This is a genomic window from Limnohabitans sp. Jir72, from assembly GCF_003063575.1.
Classification (GTDB): Bacteria; Pseudomonadota; Gammaproteobacteria; order Burkholderiales; family Burkholderiaceae_C; genus Limnohabitans_A.
The window spans coordinates 22,007-42,216 of sequence record NZ_NESC01000014.1; the positions used below are offsets into that span (position 1 = coordinate 22,007).

The window sequence follows — 20,210 nt, forward strand, 5'->3', positions numbered from 1 at the left end:
CGGCGCCAAGAGGGTGGGTGACCGGGATAATCCCCGGCATGAACCTTGACCACCCCGTCCTTTCTTCGCTGCTGCCTGTGGTCTTGCTGATTTTCATTGGCTTCATCGCCGGGCGTGCGAAGCTGGTGCGACCCGAAGCCGTGCGCGACTTGTCCAACCTGGTGTTCTTGGTGCTCACGCAGGCCATGCTGTTTCGCACCATGAGTTCGGTGCACCTGGAGCGCTTGGAACTGCGCCCGGTGTTCCAGTACTTCGTGGTGGCCGGGGCTTTGTTCTTTGCCATGCTCTTGTTTTATGGCCGCGATTCGCGGGCCTCGGTGCTGGCGCTGGCCGGCATTTTCAGCAACACCTTGATGATCGGCGTGCCCTTGATCGGCTTGGCCTACGGGCAAGAAGGGCTGGTCTTGCTGTTCACCTTGATTTCCTTGCACGCGCTGGTGTTGCTGACGCTGGCCACTTTGGTGCTGGAGCTGCAGATGGCGCGCGAGCAAGCCGCTGAAACCGGCGAGCAGCGGCACATGCTGCGGACCGTGTGGCAAGCGGTGCGCAGTGCCATCGTGCATCCCGTGCCGCTGCCCATCTTGGCCGGTTTGCTGTATGCCCAAACCGATTGGGGCCTGCACCCTGTGGTGGACAAACCCTTGCAGTTGCTGGGCAGTGCTTTCGGCCCGGTGGCCTTGGTGTTGGTGGGCATCACCTTGTCGCAGACGGCGATCGGCGCCAAGCTCAAGGAGGCGGTGCGCTTGTCGCTGGTCAAGACCGTGGTGCACCCGCTGCTCATGGTGGCCGTGGGTTGGGCGTTGGGCCTGCGCGGCTTGCACCTGTCGGTCATGGTGGTGGTCGCTGCTTTGCCGATTGGCGCGAATGTGTTTTTGTTTTCCCAGCGTTACCGCAAGGAGGAAGACACCGTCACCGCAGCGGTGGCGGTCTCGACCGCCATGGCCTTGGTCAGCGTGACGGTGGTGATGGCGGTCTTGCCTTTGTTGGCTTAGCGGCTTCGGTCCGCGCGTTCAGAGGGAGGCGATCGCGCGCAGGGCGCTGCTCCCACGAGTCCTGTAGGAGCCGCACCCTGTGCGCGATGAATCGTGTTGGCGTGCGCGATGATGGCTTGTGCACCAGCGCCTCAAGCACTTGCTCAGACAGCCATCAAGGCGCCAGCCGTTCGCGCAGCCATTGCTCGCCCGTTTGTGTGTAACGCAGGCGGTCATGCAGGCGGCTCTTGCGGCCTTGCCAGAATTGCCAGCTGTCAGGCACCAGCCGGTAGCCGCCCCAGTGCGGTGGGCGAGGGGGCTTGAGCATGAATTGCGCGGCGTATTTGGCGGCGTTGGTCACCAACACGGTGCGCCCCTCGATCACCTGACTTTGCGGTGAGGCCCAAGCGCCAATGCGCGAGTCCAGTGGGCGGCTGTGGAAGTAGGCATCGCTTTCTTCATCTGAGACTTTTTCCACCCGGCCTTCGATGCGCACCACGCGCTCGAGCTCGACCCAGTGAAACTGCAGCGCCGCAAACGGGTTGCCTGCCAGCTCATGGCCCTTTTGGCTTTCGTAGTTGGTGTACCAGACGATGCCGCGCTCGTCGCAGCCCTTGATCAATACCACGCGGGTGCTGGGGCGCAGGTTGCTGGCCACGGTGGCCAGTGTCATGGCGTTGGGCTCGGGCACTTCGGCGGCGATGGCTTCTTGCAGCCATTGCTCAAATTGTTTCAACGGGTCTGCGTGCGAGGCGTTTTCGTTGAGTTCGGCTTTTTCGTAGCTCTTGCGCAGGTCGGCGATGTTCATGGGCCAAGTATAGGCAGCGTCTTGGAGTTCCACTTTGCTGCAGGCCATTCAAGGCCGGAAAACGTCATTCGGCATGGCGCAACAAAGTGGCCAGCGCCCGGTCTTCGATGCCATGGGCCTGCAGACTGCGGTAGGTTTGCAAGGCGTAGTCCAGCGTGGTGCCAAAGCGTCCGCTGGCTTGCTGAAAGATTTTCCGGTAAGTGTCCGCAGGCAAATCGCCGGTGAAGCAGGGGCTGCTGCGGGGCAGGGTGAAGGCCAGTGCTTTGACGGGCCCCTTGGGCGTTGCGCATGGTAGCCAGCAAGGCGTGTAGATATCCATGGGCATTTCTCGGGCCCACAGCCGGGTCAGCACCTCGTCAGCCTGTTCTTTGTCCACCCGGTAAGCCACGCCCTGACAACTGCCGCCCGGCAGCAAGGCAAACACCAGGCCTGGGCATTGCGGGCTGCCTCGGTTCAGACGGCTCCACATTTTGAGGGCGCGGTGCCAGCCCCACACCTGGGTGCGGTGTTGTTCCTGGGCCTCAAATTCGGGACGCCACAAGAGCGAGGCGTAGCCAAACACCCACAGGTCCTGGCCCATGGCGCATTGCGCGCGAAAGCGCTCCAGCAAGCTGCTTTGAAAGACCGCCGCCTCTGGCTGGCCAGGCGGGCCGATTTTGGCTTGGGTGAAGCTGTCAGTCATGTGCAACAAGGCCCCATTACAATCTGGCCACTATTTTCGGAGAAAAACCCCATGTCGACCCCTCAAGATGACAATCAACCCGTAGTTTGGGCCGTTTTGGTGGCCGTGATCGTGCTGGCCGTCGGCTTGGCCATCGGTTTCGGTATTGCCAAGAGCAAGAAAGCCGCACCCGCGGCCCCCGTGGCTGCAGCTGCAGCTGCAGCGCCTGCCGAGGCCGCTTCAGAAGCTGCATCGTCTGCGCCAGCCGCTTCTGAAGCTGCGCACGCTGACCACAAGTGAGCCCTTTCTGAGGATTTGCTCGACCCGCCTAGGCGGGTTTTTTTGTGCCTCTAACAGCCTCAAAACAGCCTGTTGTCGACTTGTACCCCATCTGTAACCGTGTAAACGGCCCAAACCGACTGTTCGCGGTTACCATCGGTGATGTAATTTTGTTACCAAGCCTCTCAGGCCCAAGTTCATGACACTTCACCCAATTTTGGCGGCCGTCACGGCCCGCATCACCGAGCGCAGCCGCCCGACCCGCCAGGCCTATTTGCAGCAGGTCAATGCCGCCGCCAACAAAGACCCCGGTGCCCAGCGTCTGGGCTGCGCCAACGTGGCCCACGCCTTTGCCGCCATGCCAGACAGCGACAAAGGCCGCGCCACCGCGCTGGACAAAATCAAAGTGGTGGCCCCGCGTGCGCCCAACATTGGCATCGTCAACGCCTACAACGACCTGCTCTCGGCCCACGCGCCGCTGCAGCATTACCCCGACTTGATCAAAGACGAAGCCCGCAAGCTGGGCGCTACCGCCCAGGTGGCTGGGGGTGTGCCCGCCATGTGCGACGGCGTCACGCAAGGCACGCCGGGCATGGAGCTGAGTTTGTTCAGCCGCGACGTGATCGCCATGGCCACCGCCGTCTCGCTCAGCCACGACGTGTTTGACGCCGCCCTGATGCTGGGCGTGTGCGACAAGATCGTGCCGGGCCTCTTGATTGGTGCTTTGCAGTTTGGCCATTTGCCCACCGTGTTTGTGCCTGCTGGCCCCATGACCAGCGGCCTGTCCAATAACGAAAAATCCAAGGTGCGCGAACAAGCGGCACTGGGCCTGGTGGGGCGCCCCGAACTGCTCGAAGCCGAATCGGCCGCCTACCACGGGGAAGGCACTTGCACCTTTTACGGCACGGCCAACAGCAACCAAATGCTGCTCGAAGCCATGGGCCTGCATGTGCCCGGCACGGCCTTCATCAACCCGGGCGAGGGCGTGCGCGCTGAACTCACCCGCGAAGCGGCCCGCACCGTGCTCGATTTGGTCAAAGCCAAAAACTTCACGCCGATTGGCCGCTTGGTCGACGAGCGCTGCATCGTCAACGCCATGGTGGCGCTTTTGGCCACGGGCGGCTCCACCAACCACCTGATCCACTGGGTGGCGGTGGCGCGTGCAGCGGGCATCGTGATCGACTGGGACGACTTCTCGGCCTTGTCGGACGTGGTGCCGCTGCTGACCCGCGTGTACCCCAACGGCAGCGCCGATGTGAACCAGTTCCAGGCCGCTGGTGGCCCGGGCTATGTGATTCGCGAATTGCTCGATGCGGGTCTGATGCACGCCGATGTGCTGACGGTGCGCCCCGGGGGCTTGCGCGAATTCACCCGCATTCCATCCGCGCCAAATGGGCAGCTGGTTTGGACAGATGCAGGTGCCAGCAAAGACGACACCGTGGTGCGCCCCGCGACCAGCCCTTTCAGCACCACGGGTGGCCTGAAACTCTTGCAAGGCAATTTGGGCCGCAGTGTGATCAAGATCTCGGCGGTGCCTGAAGCTCTGCACACCATCGAAGCACCCGCCCGCGTGTTCGGTTCGCAAGACGAGTTGCACGCCGCGTTCAAGGCCGGTGAGCTGGACCGTGATGTCGTGTGCGTGGTCCGCTGGCAAGGCCCGCAGGCCAACGGCATGCCCGAGCTGCACAAACTCACCCCGCCCCTGGCCGTGCTGCAAGGCAAGGGCTTCAAGGTGGCGCTGGTCACCGATGGCCGCATGAGCGGTGCCTCGGGCAAAGTGCCTGCGGCCATCCATGTCTCGCCCGAAGCCGCTGCCGGTGGCCCGCTGGCCAAGGTGCAAGACGGTGACCTGATTCGCCTCGATGGCGTGGCGGGCACCCTGCAAGTGCTGGTGAGCGAGGCCGAATGGGCCGCTCGCCCGCTGGCTCAAATGCCCGCCGACCTGCGCGCCGCCAATGGCGTGGGCATGGGCCGTGAACTGTTTGCCAACATGCGCCGCAACGCGCTCAAAGCCGAAGAAGGAGCCTGCACATGGCTGTAACCCTCAACCCGATGTTGACCGCCCTGCAAGTGATGCAGGACGCCCCCGTGATCCCTGTGATCGTGCTGAACGATGTGGCCCATGCCGTGCCCATGGCCCGCGCCTTGCTGGCCGGTGGCATCCGCATGCTCGAGATCACGCTGCGCACCCCGCAGGCCCTGGCCTGCATGGAAGCGATTGCCAACGAAGTCGAAGGCGCGGTGGTGGGTGCTGGCACCGTGCGCAGCCCCGCCGATGCAGCCGCCGCCGTCAAAGCGGGTGCCCGGTTTGCTGTGAGCCCAGGCTACACCCGAGCGGTGGGTCAAGCCTGCAAAGACTTGGGTCTGCCGCTGTTGCCGGGCGTGGCCACCGGCAGCGAAATCATGATCGCCCAAGAGGGCGGCTACACCGAACTCAAATTCTTCCCGGCCATGCAGGCGGGCGGCCCCGCCATGCTCAAGGCCTGGAGCGGACCGTTCTTTGATGTGAAGTTCTGCCCCACGGGCGGCGTGACACAGCAAAACGCCCTTGAGCTGCTGAGCTTGCCCAATGTGGCGTGTGTGGGGGGCTCTTGGCTGGTGCCTGCAGACGCGCTGGCAAAAGGCGATTGGGCACGCATCGAATCGTTGGCGCGTGAGGCGAGTCAGTTGCCGCGCTGAAATATTTTCCCTGCATCAGACATCATTGCTAACCGTCAAATCGATGTCTGGGAAATCGCATACGTCTGGGCCTATCCTATGGCCAACGTCGAGGACATTACGCCAACAGAAAACAGGCTCTATCACCACTTCAACAAAAAATCAAAGTTGATGAACGGAACTGTGCCACCTGTTCCAGCGAAATCATCAATCCCAAAGGCGAGTGTCAAAGTCCAGGTGATGTCTGATAAAGAAATCGCAGAAAGAAAAACGCCTGAACAACGCCTACCTCGTCAAGCAAGTCATTACGCCCAAATAGTGGGCCATTTTTTGGCAGTAAAAAACTCAACGCAAATCGCTGGTGCCATGGATGCGCACTTCCAAAGATTGCTCAGATACCATTCTTCGTTGGTTAAATCAGCGGTGTCTTATGCGGACGACAGCACTGAAAGTTAAAGACCATGACTCCAAATTGCCACAGATCATTTAGAATAACTGTATAAATTAACAGCCTAGGGGTGTCGCGATGCACACTTTTTACGAATTCTTCGCTGGCGGCGGTATGGCGCGAGCTGGATTAGGTTCGGATTGGCAATGCTTGTTTGCAAACGACATCAGTGCGACAAAAGGGAATTCTTATTCTGCCAACTGGGGCAGTGACCATCTTGCAGTTAAAGATATCTATGACGTTCAAGCTCGGGAACTTCCGGGCAGTGCAACCATGGCTTGGGGCTCTTTTCCCTGCCAAGACCTCTCGCTCGCTGGGGATGGTGCAGGGCTAGAAGGCGAACGCTCAGGTGCATTTTGGGGATTTTGGAAACTGATGTGTGATCTTCATGCGGAAGGCCGAAAACCCAAGATGGTGGTTTTGGAGAATGTGTTTGGTGCACTCACTTCCCGTGATGGCAAGGATTTTGAACTGATTGCCGAAGCTATCGCTTCGCAAGGATTCCTTGTAGGTGCCATGTTGATTGATGCAATTCACTTCTTGCCTCAATCCAGGCCTCGCTTGTTCATTGTTGGTGTAGATGCCAGTTTGAAGTTACCTGAGTCGTCACATACCAACACCCCAAATCCTGCATGGCATCCTGCCGCCATGGTCCGTGCGCATAACCGTCTGACAGGTCAAGCCAAGGCTGCTTGGCGATGGTGGTCTGTGCCGCAACAGGACAAGCCCCTGCTTACCCTGGACCGCTTGATTGAGGCTGATCCGCAAAGCGTTAAGTGGCACTCCGAAGAAGAAACCCGTCAACTGATCGAGATGATGGCACCACTGCATCGGAGAAAAGTACTGGCCGCACAAGCAAGCAAATCGCTGCGCGTAGGAACCATCTACAAACGTACACGCAGCGGCGTTCAAAGAGCAGAGGTTCGCTTTGATGGCATTGCAGGTTGTTTACGCACCCCAGGAGGAGGTTCAAGCAGGCAAACAATCATGGTCGTGCATGGGCCCAACATCAAAAGTCGATTGATTTCAACCCGTGAAGCTGCTCGATTGATGGGACTGCCAGACCACTACAAATTGCCAGAAAAGTACAACGAGGCTTATCACCTTCTGGGCGACGGGGTTGTAGTGCCTGTTGTTGAGCATTTGAGCCATCATCTTTTATTGCCTATCGTCAAACTGAACCAACCCGTTAGCCATCAACGCAATCGACCTTCGCGTGCGGCCTGATTGTTTCCCTATGCCTCGTTCAGCGTGCTGACACACAGCTAAGCTTGATTTATGTCTTCAAGCGATGAAGCGGATGACCGGTTTTTTCTAAAGCCATCGCCGAAGTTGCAATGAATGTGCGCATTCAGCGCACCGCCCACCCTCCCGACATCGGGAACACCTGTCCAACAAAGCAGCTGGCCGCATCGCTGCACAGGTAGGCCACAAAGCGGGCATCTTCTTCGGCCTTGACCAGACGACCCAGCGGCACTTCGCGCTTGAGGCGTTCCTGAAAGCGCGGGTTGGCCTGCACCTCGGGCGGGAAGTAGGTGGGGTTGTCGACAAAGTTCTGCGCCACGGCATTGAGCTGGATGTTGTCCGGGGCCAGCTCCACCCCCGCCGCCTGCACATAGGCCAGTTGCGCGCCGCGCGCCGCGCTGTAGCTGGCCGCGCGCTTCATGCCGCGCAAGGCCGAGGCGCTGCCCATCACCACGATCTTGCCGCCACCACGGGCCTTCATGCCGGGCACCACCGCCCGCACCAAGCGGGGCAGCGGGTCCACCATCACCTCAAACACCTGCCGCCACTCGGCTTCGTCAATTTGCGTGACGGGCGTGGACGGCGCAGGCAGCGCCAGGTTGATGACCAGCGCATCGAGCGGCCCGGCCGCCTCGATCACGGCCTGCGCGTCATGCGGGTGGGTGAGCAGGCGCTCGTCGGCGATCACTTCGGCGCCGCAGGCCCGCAACGCGTCGCACAGGGCCGGGCCCATGAAGTCTTTGGCCTGGGTCACCAGGATGCGTTGTCCAGTCAGTGAAGTCACGCGCTTGTCTCCGGATGCGAAGGGCTCACAGCTGGGCGTATTCGGCCCGCTGAATCAGCTCGATCTTGTAGCCGTCGGGATCCGTCACAAAGGCAATGACCGTGCTGCCGCCTTTGACGGGGCCGGGTTCGCGGGTCACGTTGCCGCCAGCGGCTTTGATTTTTTCACAAGCGGCATAGGCATCGGGCACACCCAGAGCGATGTGGCCGTAGGCACTGCCCATCTCGTAGCTTTCCACGCCCCAGTTGTAGGTCAGTTCAATTTCAGCATGGTCCGGGTTGGTGCCGTAACCGACAAAAGCGAGCGAGTATTTGTACTCCGGGTTTTCCGAGGTGCGTTGCAGCGTCATGCCCAGCACCTGGGTGTAGAAGTCGATCGCGCGTTGCAGGTTGCCTACGCGCAGCATGGTGTGAAGAAGTCTCATGAGATGGATCCAAGGGTGAAGAGTTGTTTTTGATCCAAGGCCATTGCAAAGGGCAGGCCTTTGTGGGGACAGCGATGGGGGACTGAGAGGGTCTCAAGCGCGTAGCTTGCCCCATGGCGCTTGGCGTTGCAATCCCTTGGGCGACGGCATGCATGCCGTCCCCATCCCCAAACCACTCGGCAGACAAAGCACGCTGGCAGATGGTCCACAATCGACGGGTCCAATATCGGACTTCATTCAATGGGGATTGCAATGTTCAGCCATGTCATGGTCGGGGTGAAAGACCTCGAAGCCTCTAAAAAGTTTTACGACGCCGTGTTGGGCACCTTGGGTCAGGCCCCAGGGGTGGGCAACAACAACCGTTATTTTTACCGCAGTCCCGCCGGTTCGTTTGGCATCACCACGCCCATCAATGGCGAAGCCGCCAGCGTGGGCAACGGCAGCACCTATGGGTTCAAAGCCACTTCGATCGAGCAAGCCGATGCCTTCCATGCCGCAGGCATTGCCCATGGCGGCGTGACTTGCGAAGACCCACCCGGTTGGCGTGAAGGCCCTGCAGGCAAGCTCTACCTGGCTTATCTGCGCGACCCGGACGGCCACAAAATCTGCGTCTTGCATCGCCCTGGATGAAGGCTCCGCCAAGGCTGCAAACCCTGGTTGACGAGGGTTTGATCGACACCGTGGTCCGCCAGCTCATGAGCGGCAAAGAGGCCATGGTGTTTGTGGTGCGTTGTGGCGACGAAACCCGCTGCGCCAAGATCTACAAAGAAGCCACCCACCGCAGCTTTCGGCAAGCGGTGGACTACACCGAAAACCGCAAAGTCAAAAACTCGCGCTCGGCCCGCGCCATGGCCAAAGGCAGCAAGTTTGGCAGGCAAGAGCAAGAAGCTGCTTGGCAAAGCGCCGAGGTGGATGCGCTCTACCGTCTGGCCGCAGCCGGTGTGCGCGTGCCCCGGCCCTTCAACTTTTTTGACGGCGTGCTGCTCATGGAGCTGGTGACCGACGCGCACGGCGACGCCGCCCCGCGCCTGAACGATGTGGCCTTCACGCCAGATCAAGCCCTGCAGCACCACGCCACCTTGATTGGCGAAGTGGTGCGCATGCTGTGCGCGGGTGTGGTGCACGGTGATTTGTCGGAGTTCAACATCTTGCTGGCGCACATGCCCGGTGAGGGCGATCAGCCGGGTGTGGACGAGCCGGTCATCATCGACTTGCCGCAGGCCGTGGACGCTGCTGGCAACAACCACGCCCAGCGCATGCTGCTGCGCGATGTGGCCAACCTGCGCGACTACTTCGGGCAATATGCGCCCGCACTGCTCAAGACCGACTACGGCCCTGAAATCTGGAGCCTCTACCAGGCCGGATTGCTCAGCAACGAGACCCCGCTGACGGGGCATTTTGAGCGCTCCACCGCCGATGTGGACATGGCTGCTGTGTTGCGTGAGATCGACGATGCGCGTGACGAAGAAGCCGCTCGCCGATTGCGCATGGCCACGCCAGCGGTTTGATGGGAAATGATCGTTTGAAAACGCCCCATGCCGTCTCACGTCTGCGCACCGAGCGACTGGCTCGAAGCGCCAAGCCCTTCATGGCCCGTGGCGGCATCAAAGGCGAGCGTTGCCCCGGCTGCCGCCTGGTGCCCAGCCACTGCATCTGTGCGCTGAGCCCCGAGCTGCCCACGCAAGCGGGCATGTGTTTGCTCATGGCCGACATCGAGCCCCTCAAGCCCAGCAACACCGGCTGGCTGATCGCCGATGTGGTGCAAGACACCTTCGCCTTTGGCTGGGCACGCACAGAGGTCGACCCGGCCTTGCTGGCGCTGCTGGCCGATCCGCAATGGCAAGCCTTTGTGGTGTTTCCGGGCGAATTTGTGGCCAGCGAGCGGGTGGTGCACGAGCTGCCGGTTTTGCCCGAAGGTCGGCGCCCCTTGTTCGTCATGCTCGACGCCACCTGGCCCGAAGCCCGCAAGATGTTTCGCAAAAGCCCGTACCTGAACCATTTGCCTGTGCTCAGTTTGAAGCCTGAACAACTGTCACGCTACCAGCTGCGCCGCTCAAGACGGGACGACCATTTGTGCACCAGCGAAGTGGCATCGCTGTGCCTGGAATTGACAGGCGAGTCCCAAGCCGCCCAGACTTTGCAGGCCTATCTGGACGTGTACACGCACCATTACTTGCAAGCCAAGCACCAGTTGCCGCCCGACCTGCAAGGGGTAGCGCACGCCCAATGGCGTGCAGTCAGAAGAGAGATGGCACCAACGACCTTGCCTGAACTTTGAGGCCATGCACCGTGCCCTGCACGAAGGGTGGCATGGCGTGCCGGCTCAGGCAGCTGTTTTGCCCGGCATTTCAAAAACCAGACAGGCCGTGCTGGCATGGGCGTACAGCGTGCCATCGGGCCCGACCAGCCGGGCTTCGGCGGTGGCCAGTTGGCGGCCGCAGTGCACCACTTGGCCAATGGCCCGCACGCGCTGCACTTTGGGGGTGAGGGCTTTGACCAGCTTCACGCTCAGGTCGGCCGTGGTGTAGCCCCGACCCGGGGGCATCATGGTGTGCACGGCGCAGCCCAGCGCCGAGTCGAGCAAGGTGGCAAACCAGCCGCCGTGCACCGTGCCCAGCGGGTTCATGTGGTCCAGCCCGGGCGCGCCCTGAAAGATGGCTTGGCCTTCACTCACGTCCACCAGCACAAAGTTCAAAGTCTTGGCGATGCTGGCATACGGCAACTCGCCTGCAAGGAGACCCTGCATCACTTGAAGGCCGGTTTTGCCCTCAATTTGCGCACGCGTGGCCACGCCGGGGCCAGCGCCTGCGTCCATGCGGGCACGGATCACGCGCTCTTCTTCGATCCAGCGGTCAAGCTGCGACGGGGTGGTCATCTCGGTGTTCCTCAAAGTAGGTTTTCAAACCGGCATACATGTCGTTCAGTAAGGTTTGTTTGCGTTTGGCTTCGGCCCGTTTTTTGGAGGCGATCTCGCTCAGGTCGATGTCTTTTTCGCCCAGAGGCGCGATCTCGTAAAAACCATCACTGGCCAATTGCGCACCGGCCTCGGTCCAAGTTTTGTCGTAGTTGGCGGTGATGCGCCAACGTCGCCAAAGGTTCAGGGCCACACGGTTTTTGTTGGACACCATGCGCACCGATGTGCAACCCAAAATAAAAGCCACATGGCGTGCGGCGTGCAGCATCACGTTGACCGGACGCAGGGCATGCAGGTCGGTGGTGGCCTGGCGCACCCACTGCTGGGCGTCGTCGCGTGAGGTGCCTTGCAGACGACCGATCACCATCACCAAGCGATCCTGGTGTTTTTGCAAAGTGAAGTTGAGCTCAAACAAGGTCTCGTTCTTGTAGATGAGGTTCAAGCAATACTCGCCCTCGCGTTGGCCTTGCCAGCCTGCGCTCAGATCAATGCGAAACTCTTCGCCGCTTTTCGTTGGGCCTCGGTAGAGCGTGAATTTGTCCAACAATCCTTGGGACGTCAGCGTGGTCAGCCCGAGTTCTTTGACCAAGTTGTAATGCGCGATCAAGGTGTCCACACGCTGACCGCAACTGAGCCCATCGCAAAGATACGGGCGCAAGATTTTGGTGAACAGTTTGGGCTGACGCATCAACCCTGCTGTCAAAAACGGGTGGTCAGCGATGTAATTCAACCAACGGGCAGTGGCTTGTGGATAGACCCAGCGGCCAACGCGTATCTTGAGCAGATCCTTGGTTTTGTAATGGGGGCTGGATCTGTAATCGGGCAAGGACATGGGCAGGGCAGGTGAAGCGGACTGCTGATTTTAGGGCTTCACCGGGATGCCCATGTCACCTCCTTCATTTCAAGGCGTCGGTCATCACGAAGTTGTATTCCAGCGTGAAGAAGTCCCGGTCCATGACTTTGCCTTCCGGTGCCGAGCCCGGGGTTTGAGGCTTGAAGTCTGCAATCAAGGAGGGGCGAACGCCAAACACGGCATCGCTGTAGAGGTTCTTGCTGGTGCGGTCAAAGATGTGGGTGATCAGTGGGCGCTGGCCAGGGGCCTGAATGCGGAAGTGCAAATGCGCAGGGCGCCAGCTTCTTCCAGTGGTGGCCTGGAGCATCTGGATGGCGGTGCCGTCTTGCGGGACAGGATAGTCCACAGGCAACACGGACCAGAAGCTGTAGCGCCCATCGGCGCCCGTGGTCAGCACCGCACGCGCCCAGGGGCCGTTTTCTTCAATGCCGTCTTGCACGTCGTACAAGCCCCGGTCGTCCGAATGCCAGACATCGATCACGGCATTCGCCACGGGTTGGCCGTGGATGTCCAGGATCTGGCCTTGGGCATACATGGGGGTGCCAGCTGCACCGGCGCTGATGTCTTCGCCCATGGCGAAATGCGGTGCGTTTTCCAGCAGGAAGGGACCGACCAGTGTGGGTTCTGTGGCGTGTTCAGGGCGGGGGTAGTCTTGCGTCACGGTCAGCATGGACAGGCCAAAGGCGTCCGAGAAGATCATGAATTCGTTGCGGCCCGGCGAGCACCATTTGCCGGTCTCCTCCAGAAAGCTCATCGCGAAAGCCCATTCCTCGGCGGTGAGTTTGACCTCTTTGGCAAAGCTGTGGATGTGCTTGATCAAGGACAGCATCAGCTCACGCAGGCGAGGGTCGGGCGTTTTGGCGTAACGCGCCAGCACCTCTTCGGTGATCAGGTGCAAAGCGTCGTAGCGGTGTTCGGTGGTGTTGGGTGTATCGCTCATGGTGGTACTTCCTAGGATGAAAAATCGGTGGCCTGGCGGCGCAAGTTGTCTGCGGGTTTGAGTCTGAATTTGGCGATCTTCATGGAGCCGGTGTGCGGCAGACTGTCGACCATGACGATGTAGCGGGGGCGCTTGATGGGCGACAGGTGCACCTTTGCATAGGCATGCACCGCTTCGGGCGTGATGGTGGTACCGGGGCGTGGCACCACGGCCAACAAAATTTCTTCTTCGCCCAGCTCAGAGGCCACGCCAATCGATGCGCATTCGAGGATATCCGGGTGGCTGCCAATGGCCGAATCGATCTCGGCGCCCGAGATGTTTTCGCCTCGGCGGCGGATGATGTCTTTCTTGCGGGTGAAGAAAAACAAAAAATCATCGGCATCGCGGCGCACCAGATCGCCAGTGAGGAACCAGCCGTCTTTGAAGCTGGCCGCGGTTTGCTCGGGGTCTTTGAAGTAGCCCTGCATCAGGGTGGGTGTCTTGACCGCCAGCTCACCCACTTCGCCCATGGGCAGCTCCTGGCCGTCCTCATCGATCACCCGCACTTGTGGCCGTTCAATGGCCGGATCGGGGTGCGGCGAGATGCAGCCCATGCTGCCCAATTTGTGCGGGCCCATGAAGGGGTTGCTCAGCACGCCGGGGATTTCGGTCATGCCATAGCACTCGATCAGCACCGGCACATGAAAGCGCTGCTGGAAAGTGTCCAGCAAATCGCGGTTCAAAGGTGCCAAAAACATCTTGCGCAGGCTGTGTTGGGGGGCGAATTCTTCGATCGGCCTGCGCGCCAAAATGGCCGCTGCGGACATGATCACATTGACTTCGGTGGCGCGGGTCTCGGCGGCCTGTTGCCAGAAGGTGGATGCCGAAAAGCGGCGGATCAAAATCAAGGTGCCACCACAAGCCATGGCGCCGCCCAGCGAATACATCAGGGCATTGATGTGGAACAGCGGCAGCACGCACATCAACCGCTCATCGGGCTGCAGGTACATGCGGTGCACAAACGCTTCGGCCGTGAGCAAATAGCTGCGTTGACTGTGCATCACTCCCTTGGGGAAACCGGTGGTCCCCGAGGTGTAGATGATCATGCAGGTGCTGTCGGCCGTGCCTGCGTGCGTGTGCTTGTCTGGGGTGCAGTCTTGCCACTGATGCAGCAAAGAGATTTCTCCGCCGGGCTGGTCGTGCTCGATCACCACTTGCCAAGGCACAGCTTTCATTTGGCATGTGGCCTCTTGCACTTTGTTCAGCGCTTCGGGCGAGCAGATGACGCCGCGCACGCCCGCATGCTCAAAAATGTATTGGGCTTCGCGTGCTTCAAATTCGGGGTTGCAGGGCACCAAGATGGCGCCCACGCGTGCGCAGGCGATGAGCAAGACCACCGTCGCTGGATGGTTGTAGGCCATCAGCCCGATGCGCTCGCCCGCGTGAATGCCTCGGGCCAGCAGCCAAGCCACGGCGCGGTCGGCTTGTTCGGCGCACGCTTGCCAGGTCATCGCTGTGCCCTGGTACTCGACCATGGGTTGCGTGCTCAATCGGCGAAGCCGTGCCTGAAAGAATTGATCGATCGAGAAGTCGTGCGCATCAAATTGGCGCAGCACTTCCAAAGGCGTCATGAGCGTTGTTGCGGTCATGGTGTCCAACCCTTGTTCAACGGGCCACGGGTGGGCCGTCGTAGGTCATGGCGTGCTCGGCCGCACTGGCGAGTTTGAAGCCGATGGGTCGGGTTTGCTCTTCCAGAATGTGCGCCACCAGCGAAGCGGTGCGGGCCAGCAAAGGAATGCCTTTGAGCGCACCGGCCGGGTAGCCCGCGTCCAGCAACACGGCTGGAATGGCCGCCGACACGTTCATGGGGAAGGGCCTGCCATACACGCCCTCGACTTGCGAGGCGAGCGCCTCGAGGGCGCGCACATGCGCACCTGCCACACCCCATTGCCGGGCCAGTTCGATCAGTTTGGTGGCGCGTGGATCGCCGAGTTTGTGCACCGGGTGCCCAAAGCCGGGCAGGGCTTGCTTGGCGGCGCGAAAGGCTTGCAGGCGTTCGCGCGCCACATCTTCTAACGATTGTCCTTGTTGCGTTGATTGGGCGAGCATCTCGATCAAAAGATGTCCGGCTGTCTCAGAGGCCCCCAAAATCACCGGACCGCAACCCAGCAGGCCTGCAGCTACGGCGCCTTGCACCGATTCGGGCGCTGCGGCCAGGGTCATGCGTGCGGCTTGAACCGAAGGCACCAGACCGTGCTCGGCCAAGGACACCATGGTGGCATCGGCCACGCGCACGAGGTTGTCGCTGGGCGTTTCGCCCGTCAACAAAAAAAGGAAATAGGCGGTGAACGATTGCTGGCCAATCACATCGCGGCAGAGGTCTTTGCCGCGCACCACAATCCGGTCCACTTCGGCAATCGCCATGTGCGTGGAGCCCGAGGGCGTGAAGGCGCTGGAGGCGGGGGAGTTGCTCATGGTCAATGGCTCTGTGAAATATAAAAAGTGCAAATGAAGGTGTTGTGTCAACACGCACCGTGCATGTCACTGTGAAGCGCATGACCGCAAGTTCGCAAGCGCTTTGGCGACAGCGCCTCAAGGGGTTATTCCCAATGAGCGGATGTGCGTTGGCTTCCATAATGGATTTTCAAGTTTTGCGATTTTCATCAACAAAGTTCTGAGGAATCAACCATGCAAAAGCGGCCTTTCCTGAAAGCACTGGGTTCGACCTTGTTGCTCACTTCGACCTCGACATGGCTGCATGCGCAGACCAAACCGATCCGGGTGGGCAGCACCTTGTCTTTGACAGGCCCTTTGGCAGGCACGGCGGTGATGCACAAAATCGCCGGTGACATCTTCATCGAGCAACTGAACAAACGTGGTGGCTTGCTGGGGCGTCCTGTTGAGTGGGTGGTCAAGGATGACCAGTCCAAACCCGACCTCGCACGCACCTTGTACGAGCAGTTGATCTCGGGTGAGAACGTTGACTTGCTGATGGGGCCATATGCCACGGCCAACTCGTTGGCCGCCATGGGCGTGGCCCAACGCAACGGCAAAGTGTTGATCACCAATTCTTTCGGCATCCCTTCGCTGGCCAAGTACGACATGCACTTTCCTGCGTATGTCATGGGCATCGATCCGGGCACCACGGTGCCCAACACCTTGCTCGATGCGATCGCTGCCGGTGGCGCCAAACCGCAATCGGTGGCCATCGTGACCAGCAAATTCCCCTCGGTGGTGTTCTTGTCGGTCGGTGCGCGCGAGGTCTTCAAGAAACGAGGCCTGCGCGAAGCCTTGTGGCTGGAGTGGGAGTTCGGCAACCGCGACTTCGGGCCGATTGCATCGCGCTTGAAAGAGGCCAATGCCGATGTGGTCTGGATCGGCTCGATCGGTGCAGAAAGCTTGCAGCTGCTCGAGGCGATGAACAAGATCGACTACAAGCCCAAGATCCATTTCCATGTGTACCCCACACCCGGCCCGCTGGCGCAATCGCCGCTGGCTGCCAATGCGCTGACCTTGACCACCTTCGAGCAGCATGCGCCTTTCACCAACAACCCGACTTATGCCGAAGCGATCAAGCTGTACAACGAGCGCGCGGCCAAAGCCAATTTGCCCGACACCGTGTTCGAGCTGCAAGCGGCCAATGCTTTCACGGGTTGGCAATTCTTGGAAGCTGGCGTCAAAGGCGCAGGCAGTCTGGAAGACGCCAAGATTTCCGCATGGCTCAAGAAGAACCGCGTGGACACCATCGTGGGCAAAGTCCGCTTCGATGGCCCCAACAACTATGGCGATGACCTGAACCGCATCAAGCAACTGCAAGGCGGCAAGTGGGTCGTGATCCACCCCAAAGACGTCGCGCTGCCCGGCAGCAAGATGCAGTTCTGACATGCCCAGCGCAGGGCTTTTACTTCAAGCGCTCGCTTCCGGTGTCTTTCTCGGTGCCTTGTATGGCCTCATCGGCCTGGGCATCGGCTTGGGCTGGGGCTTGCTCAGGCAGATCAACTTGGCGCATTTCGCCTGGGTGTTTCTGTCGGCCTACATCACCTACGAGCTCAAGACCCGGCTGGGTGTCGACCCCTTGATCTCACTGGTGGTGTTGGTGCCGCTGTTTGCTGCACTGGGCATGGCTTTGCAGGCGGTGTTTGCCCGATTCGCCATCACGCCTTTCAACTCTTTGTTGGTGACGTTTGGCATCACCGTGTCGGTGGAGGCTTTGCTGCAGTGGATCTGGAGCGCAGATTTCCGCCGCATGGCTTCTTTTTACGACGAGCACAAATTTCGTCTCGGCAGCGTGGTGGTGACCTACTCCGAAGCCCTGACCTTGGCCATGTCTTTGGCCGCTGTGGGCTTGGTGTGGTGGCTGCTGCACCGCACCGACATGGGCAAGTCCGTGCGCGCCAGTGCCGAGGACCCAGCGATTGCCACGGCCTTTGGCATCAACGCCAAGCGCCTGGCCATTGGGTTGGCGGGCTTGTGTGCGGCGCTGGCCGCTTGTGCCGGTGTTTGCGTGGCCTTGACCTTCACCTTGGCGCCTTCCCAGATTTTTTCTTGGGTGGGGGTGGTGTTCGCGGTGGTGATGATTGGACGGCTGGGATCGGCTTTGACGCCCTTGCTCGGTGGCCTGGCCATTGGCATCAGCGAGTCCATGACCCAGGCCTTGATTGCGCCCACCTGGGCGCCCTTGGTGGCGTTCACGGTGTTGATCCTGATTCTTTTGCTCAGGCGTGGTGATGAATAAGATTCAGCGAATTTCCCTTCTGTTCGTGGTGCTGGCCTTGCTGTTTGCAGCGCCTTATCTTGGTCTTCCGGTTCATCTTCAGTCATTGCTGTATGTGATCTTTTTCTGGATGACGCTGGCCACCTCTTGGAACATGCTCTCGGGCTATTCTGGCTATTTTTCATTTGGCCACGGGGCGTTTTTTGGTGTCGGCATGTACGGCATGGCCACGCTGGCCGCCAAGGCCGACTGGCCTGTGGTGCCCGCTGCGCTGGGCAGTGGTGTGCTGGCGGCACTGTTGGCGCTGGCCATCGGGGCACTGGTGTTCAATGTGCGCAAGATCCGTGGCGAATCCTTTGCCCTGATCACCTTGGCGGTGGGCTTTGTGTTGGCCACAGTGGTGGTCAACACCCCGATCGATGGGGGCCCCGGCGTTTATCTGATGGGGGTCAACTTGCCGCAGTGGGGACCCAAGCCGGCTTCCACTTTTTACTACGCCAGTTTGGTGTTGACGGTCTTGTGCGTGGCGGCTGCATGGTGGCTGTTCCATGCCCGCGCGGGCCTGGGCTTGCTGGCCATCCACGACGACGAAGATGCCGCCGAGGTCAATGGCGTGCCCACTTTCTGGCTCAAGATGGGCGCTTTTGCGCTGTCGAGTTTCTTTGCCGGGGTCATGGGCGGCATCCATGCTTTGTACGTCTCTTACGTGACGGTGGGCGAGACCTTCAACATCACCGTGCCTTTGACGGTGGTGCTCATGAGCGTGCTGGGCGGCAGCCGCCACTGGGCGGGCCCCATGCTCGGCGGCATCTTGATCACGCTTTTGCTCAACGCATTCACAGCTGGTGAAAGTGCGTTGGTCGGCAAGATGATCATTGGCCTGGTGCTGGCAGGCGCGGTGCTGGTCATGCCGCGTGGCATTTTGGGTACATGGCAGTTGCGCCAACACAAACGCCTGATTCAGCGCAGCCAGAACTTGTCTGGCGATGCACACACGTCAGATCATGGCAACGAAGAGGCTGTGGTGATCGAACGCCCTTTGAGTCGTCCTGCCGAGGCCGCTGATCGCACCTTGGTGTTGCAAGTTCGTGGCCTGAGCAAACAGTTCTCGGGTATTCGCGCCTTGAACCAGGTCGACCTCGATTTGTACCAAGGCGAAATTTTGGGCTTGCTGGGCCCCAACGGCTCTGGCAAGTCCACCTTCATCAACGTGGTCACGGGCCATTACAAACCCACCGAAGGCACGGTGTTGCTGCGTGGGCAGTCTTGCGCAGGCTGGCCTGCCCACCGTATCCGCCGTCAGGGCTTGTCGCGCACCTACCAAATTCCACGGCCTTTCAACGGTTTGACCGTCTTGCAAAACGTCACCTTGGCAGCGCATTACGGCGGTGCCCGCTTGACGGACGCCCAAGCCCAGGCCGAAGCGCAAGAGTGGATGCTGTTCACCGGCCTGCAAGACAAGGGCGATCACTTTCCCGATGAACTCAATTTGCACCAACGCAAATTTTTGGAGCTGGCCCGTGCGCTGGCGGCGCGTCCGCAGGTGCTCTTGCTCGACGAGGTCTTGTCGGGTCTGACGCCCTCCGAGATTGGCGCTGCGGTGCAGACCATCCGACGCATCCGTGAGCGAGGCACCTCGATTGTGTTTGTCGAACACGTCATGAGTGCGGTGCTGGCCCTGTCTGATCGGCTGGTGGTGCTCAACCAAGGTGAAGTGATTGCCGAAGGCCCGCCGCAGGATGTGATGTCCCGCCCCGAGGTGGTGCGGGCTTATCTGGGCGATGAGGCGGCGGTGTAACCATGCTCCACATAGATCAAATCCAAGTCAATTACGGTGCAGCCCCAGCCCTGTGGGATGTGTCCTTGCAGATCAACGCGGGCGAGTTGGTCTCGGTCATTGGTCCCAATGGCGCGGGCAAGACCACCTTGATCCAGGCCATCATGGGCATGAACGCCTTGAAGCAAGGCAAGATCGAATGGGAAGGCGAGACCATCTCGGCGCTGCCCGCTCACCGCTTGTGCGAAAAAGGCCTGGCCCTGGTGCCCGAAAGCCGCAGGCTGTTCACCGGCATGACGGTGCGCGAGAACCTGGAGTTGGGTGCCATGCACCCAGCTGCGCGCGCTGTGCGTGCGCGCACTTTCGAACAGGTGTGCGACCTCTTTCCTGCCGTGCGTGCCAAGCTTGGCCAGGTGTCCGGCACCTTGTCGGGCGGTCAACAGCAAATGGTGGCCATTGGCCGGGCCATGATGGCTTTGCCCCGCTTGTTGTTGCTCGACGAGCCCTCCTTGGGCCTGGCGCCCAGCATTGTGGGCGAGATGTTCCGGGCCATCGAAGCCATTCACCAAAGCGGCACGGCCGTGATGCTGGTGGAGCAAAACGTCAGCCGCGCGTTGGCGATTTCACAGCGCACCTATGTGCTCGAAAACGGTCGTGTGGTCACCTCGGGGGTGTCATCCGAGTTGAGCCGCCGCGATGAAATCCGCAAGGCTTATTTGGGCGTTTGAGCCGAGGCGAAACCCCTCAAGCGTTGA

22 protein-coding genes are annotated in these 20,210 nt (G+C 60.4%); 13 read left to right on the plus strand and 9 right to left on the minus strand.

The window, feature by feature from the left end; all coding sequences use genetic code 11:
- The first annotated feature begins 38 nt into the window (after positions 1–38).
- Complete coding sequence (locus B9Z52_RS15910) at positions 39–992, plus strand: AEC family transporter (RefSeq protein WP_108414833.1); 954 nt, start codon at positions 39–41, stop codon at positions 990–992.
- A 154-nt stretch (positions 993–1,146) separates the two neighbouring features.
- Here B9Z52_RS15910 and pdxH read toward each other — a convergent pair whose 3' ends face one another.
- Both pdxH and B9Z52_RS15920 read right to left on the minus strand, forming a co-directional pair.
- Positions 1,147–1,779 (minus strand): pyridoxamine 5'-phosphate oxidase, encoded by a 633-nt coding sequence (pdxH, locus tag B9Z52_RS15915; RefSeq protein WP_108414884.1) that lies wholly within the window; start codon positions 1,777–1,779, stop codon positions 1,147–1,149.
- A 64-nt stretch (positions 1,780–1,843) separates the two neighbouring features.
- Positions 1,844–2,389, minus strand: coding sequence for a gamma-glutamylcyclotransferase (locus B9Z52_RS15920; RefSeq protein ID WP_369907946.1), 546 nt, complete (start codon positions 2,387–2,389; stop codon positions 1,844–1,846).
- A 123-nt stretch (positions 2,390–2,512) separates the two neighbouring features.
- On the opposite strand from B9Z52_RS15920, the gene B9Z52_RS15925 reads away from it, so the two are divergent.
- The 5 genes from B9Z52_RS15925 to B9Z52_RS15940 all read left to right on the plus strand — a co-directional run bounded on the left by B9Z52_RS15925 (position 2,513) and on the right by B9Z52_RS15940 (position 7,052).
- On the plus strand, positions 2,513–2,740 hold the full coding sequence (locus B9Z52_RS15925; protein WP_108414834.1) for a hypothetical protein: 228 nt from the start codon (positions 2,513–2,515) through the stop codon (positions 2,738–2,740).
- 178 nt (positions 2,741–2,918) lie between these two features.
- Positions 2,919–4,760: a phosphogluconate dehydratase gene (edd, locus tag B9Z52_RS15930; RefSeq protein ID WP_108414835.1), complete on the plus strand. Its 1,842-nt coding sequence runs from the start codon at positions 2,919–2,921 to the stop codon at positions 4,758–4,760.
- A complete protein-coding gene (gene eda / locus B9Z52_RS15935) occupies positions 4,751–5,398 on the plus strand; it encodes a bifunctional 4-hydroxy-2-oxoglutarate aldolase/2-dehydro-3-deoxy-phosphogluconate aldolase (RefSeq protein WP_108414836.1) in 648 nt (215 codons plus the stop codon). Before edd ends, eda begins: the two co-directional genes overlap by 10 nt.
- A gap of 78 nt (positions 5,399–5,476) precedes the next feature.
- The gene (locus tag B9Z52_RS17730) at positions 5,477–5,833 is read left to right on the plus strand and encodes a hypothetical protein (protein WP_146182876.1); all 357 of its coding nucleotides are present in this window, start codon (positions 5,477–5,479) and stop codon (positions 5,831–5,833) included.
- Positions 5,834–5,903: 70 nt separating this feature from the next.
- Positions 5,904–7,052 carry a DNA cytosine methyltransferase gene (locus B9Z52_RS15940; RefSeq protein ID WP_108414837.1) on the plus strand — a complete coding sequence of 383 codons (1,149 nt, stop codon included), beginning with the start codon at positions 5,904–5,906 and terminating at the stop codon, positions 7,050–7,052.
- Between the two features lie 124 nt (positions 7,053–7,176).
- Here the strand turns inward: B9Z52_RS15940 and B9Z52_RS15945 are convergent, their stop codons facing one another.
- Positions 7,177–7,854 (minus strand): SDR family oxidoreductase, encoded by a 678-nt coding sequence (locus B9Z52_RS15945; RefSeq protein WP_108414838.1) that lies wholly within the window; start codon positions 7,852–7,854, stop codon positions 7,177–7,179.
- A 25-nt stretch (positions 7,855–7,879) separates the two neighbouring features.
- Positions 7,880–8,278 (minus strand): lactoylglutathione lyase, encoded by a 399-nt coding sequence (gene gloA, locus B9Z52_RS15950; protein WP_108414839.1) that lies wholly within the window; start codon positions 8,276–8,278, stop codon positions 7,880–7,882.
- A gap of 252 nt (positions 8,279–8,530) precedes the next feature.
- Between gloA and B9Z52_RS15955 the strand changes: the two genes are divergently transcribed.
- Genes B9Z52_RS15955 through B9Z52_RS15965 form a run of 3 tightly spaced genes read left to right on the plus strand, consistent with a single transcriptional unit; the run spans position 8,531 to position 10,556 of the window.
- On the plus strand, positions 8,531–8,908 hold the full coding sequence (locus B9Z52_RS15955) for a VOC family protein (RefSeq protein WP_108414840.1): 378 nt from the start codon (positions 8,531–8,533) through the stop codon (positions 8,906–8,908).
- Positions 8,905–9,786, plus strand: a complete 882-nt coding sequence (locus B9Z52_RS15960) for a PA4780 family RIO1-like protein kinase (RefSeq protein ID WP_108414841.1) — start codon at positions 8,905–8,907, stop codon at positions 9,784–9,786. Before B9Z52_RS15955 ends, B9Z52_RS15960 begins: the two co-directional genes overlap by 4 nt.
- Positions 9,786–10,556 carry a tRNA-uridine aminocarboxypropyltransferase gene (locus tag B9Z52_RS15965; protein WP_108414842.1) on the plus strand — a complete coding sequence of 257 codons (771 nt, stop codon included), beginning with the start codon at positions 9,786–9,788 and terminating at the stop codon, positions 10,554–10,556. Before B9Z52_RS15960 ends, B9Z52_RS15965 begins: the two co-directional genes overlap by 1 nt.
- A 45-nt stretch (positions 10,557–10,601) precedes the next feature.
- Here B9Z52_RS15965 and B9Z52_RS15970 read toward each other — a convergent pair whose 3' ends face one another.
- The 5 genes from B9Z52_RS15970 to B9Z52_RS15990 all read right to left on the minus strand — a co-directional run bounded on the left by B9Z52_RS15970 (position 10,602) and on the right by B9Z52_RS15990 (position 15,439).
- Positions 10,602–11,153 (minus strand): PaaI family thioesterase, encoded by a 552-nt coding sequence (locus tag B9Z52_RS15970; protein ID WP_108414843.1) that lies wholly within the window; start codon positions 11,151–11,153, stop codon positions 10,602–10,604.
- Positions 11,131–12,024, minus strand: coding sequence for a DUF535 family protein (locus B9Z52_RS15975; RefSeq protein WP_108414844.1), 894 nt, complete (start codon positions 12,022–12,024; stop codon positions 11,131–11,133). Before B9Z52_RS15975 ends, B9Z52_RS15970 begins: the two co-directional genes overlap by 23 nt.
- A 64-nt stretch (positions 12,025–12,088) precedes the next feature.
- On the minus strand, positions 12,089–12,985 hold the full coding sequence (locus B9Z52_RS15980; RefSeq protein ID WP_108414845.1) for a dioxygenase: 897 nt from the start codon (positions 12,983–12,985) through the stop codon (positions 12,089–12,091).
- An 11-nt stretch (positions 12,986–12,996) separates the two neighbouring features.
- The gene (locus tag B9Z52_RS15985; protein ID WP_108414846.1) at positions 12,997–14,613 is read right to left on the minus strand and encodes a class I adenylate-forming enzyme family protein; all 1,617 of its coding nucleotides are present in this window, start codon (positions 14,611–14,613) and stop codon (positions 12,997–12,999) included.
- A gap of 16 nt (positions 14,614–14,629) precedes the next feature.
- Positions 14,630–15,439, minus strand: a complete 810-nt coding sequence (locus B9Z52_RS15990; protein ID WP_108414847.1) for a citryl-CoA lyase — start codon at positions 15,437–15,439, stop codon at positions 14,630–14,632.
- 213 nt (positions 15,440–15,652) lie between these two features.
- On the opposite strand from B9Z52_RS15990, the gene B9Z52_RS15995 reads away from it, so the two are divergent.
- The 4 genes from B9Z52_RS15995 to B9Z52_RS16010 are packed head-to-tail and all read left to right on the plus strand — an operon-like array spanning position 15,653 to position 20,183.
- Positions 15,653–16,846: an amino acid ABC transporter substrate-binding protein gene (locus B9Z52_RS15995; RefSeq protein WP_108414848.1), complete on the plus strand. Its 1,194-nt coding sequence runs from the start codon at positions 15,653–15,655 to the stop codon at positions 16,844–16,846.
- A 1-nt stretch (position 16,847) separates the two neighbouring features.
- On the plus strand, positions 16,848–17,699 hold the full coding sequence (locus tag B9Z52_RS16000) for a branched-chain amino acid ABC transporter permease (protein WP_108414849.1): 852 nt from the start codon (positions 16,848–16,850) through the stop codon (positions 17,697–17,699).
- Positions 17,692–19,476, plus strand: a complete 1,785-nt coding sequence (locus tag B9Z52_RS16005) for a branched-chain amino acid ABC transporter ATP-binding protein/permease (protein ID WP_108414850.1) — start codon at positions 17,692–17,694, stop codon at positions 19,474–19,476. The genes B9Z52_RS16000 and B9Z52_RS16005 overlap by 8 nt, the downstream gene beginning before the upstream one ends.
- Before the next feature lie 2 nt (positions 19,477–19,478).
- Positions 19,479–20,183: an ABC transporter ATP-binding protein gene (locus B9Z52_RS16010; RefSeq protein ID WP_108414851.1), complete on the plus strand. Its 705-nt coding sequence runs from the start codon at positions 19,479–19,481 to the stop codon at positions 20,181–20,183.
- Positions 20,184–20,210 lie beyond the last annotated feature (27 nt).

Coding starts and splice junctions, on each gene's coding strand:
- B9Z52_RS16000 (WP_108414849.1), top strand. CDS start 16,848: ATGCCCAGCGCAGGGCTTTTACTTCAAGCGCTCGCTTCCGGTGTCTTT.
- B9Z52_RS15940 (WP_108414837.1), top strand. CDS start 5,904: ATGCACACTTTTTACGAATTCTTCGCTGGCGGCGGTATGGCGCGAGCT.
- edd (WP_108414835.1), top strand. CDS start 2,919: ATGACACTTCACCCAATTTTGGCGGCCGTCACGGCCCGCATCACCGAG.
- B9Z52_RS15995 (WP_108414848.1), top strand. CDS start 15,653: ATGCAAAAGCGGCCTTTCCTGAAAGCACTGGGTTCGACCTTGTTGCTC.
- B9Z52_RS15985 (WP_108414846.1), bottom strand. CDS start 14,613: ATGACCGCAACAACGCTCATGACGCCTTTGGAAGTGCTGCGCCAATTT.
- B9Z52_RS15990 (WP_108414847.1), bottom strand. CDS start 15,439: ATGAGCAACTCCCCCGCCTCCAGCGCCTTCACGCCCTCGGGCTCCACG.
- B9Z52_RS15965 (WP_108414842.1), top strand. CDS start 9,786: ATGGGAAATGATCGTTTGAAAACGCCCCATGCCGTCTCACGTCTGCGC.
- B9Z52_RS17730 (WP_146182876.1), top strand. CDS start 5,477: ATGGCCAACGTCGAGGACATTACGCCAACAGAAAACAGGCTCTATCAC.
- B9Z52_RS15975 (WP_108414844.1), bottom strand. CDS start 12,024: ATGTCCTTGCCCGATTACAGATCCAGCCCCCATTACAAAACCAAGGAT.
- B9Z52_RS15970 (WP_108414843.1), bottom strand. CDS start 11,153: ATGACCACCCCGTCGCAGCTTGACCGCTGGATCGAAGAAGAGCGCGTG.
- pdxH (WP_108414884.1), bottom strand. CDS start 1,779: ATGAACATCGCCGACCTGCGCAAGAGCTACGAAAAAGCCGAACTCAAC.
- B9Z52_RS15955 (WP_108414840.1), top strand. CDS start 8,531: ATGTTCAGCCATGTCATGGTCGGGGTGAAAGACCTCGAAGCCTCTAAA.
- eda (WP_108414836.1), top strand. CDS start 4,751: ATGGCTGTAACCCTCAACCCGATGTTGACCGCCCTGCAAGTGATGCAG.
- B9Z52_RS16010 (WP_108414851.1), top strand. CDS start 19,479: ATGCTCCACATAGATCAAATCCAAGTCAATTACGGTGCAGCCCCAGCC.
- B9Z52_RS15980 (WP_108414845.1), bottom strand. CDS start 12,985: ATGAGCGATACACCCAACACCACCGAACACCGCTACGACGCTTTGCAC.
- B9Z52_RS15925 (WP_108414834.1), top strand. CDS start 2,513: ATGTCGACCCCTCAAGATGACAATCAACCCGTAGTTTGGGCCGTTTTG.
- B9Z52_RS16005 (WP_108414850.1), top strand. CDS start 17,692: ATGAATAAGATTCAGCGAATTTCCCTTCTGTTCGTGGTGCTGGCCTTG.
- gloA (WP_108414839.1), bottom strand. CDS start 8,278: ATGAGACTTCTTCACACCATGCTGCGCGTAGGCAACCTGCAACGCGCG.
- B9Z52_RS15910 (WP_108414833.1), top strand. CDS start 39: ATGAACCTTGACCACCCCGTCCTTTCTTCGCTGCTGCCTGTGGTCTTG.
- B9Z52_RS15960 (WP_108414841.1), top strand. CDS start 8,905: ATGAAGGCTCCGCCAAGGCTGCAAACCCTGGTTGACGAGGGTTTGATC.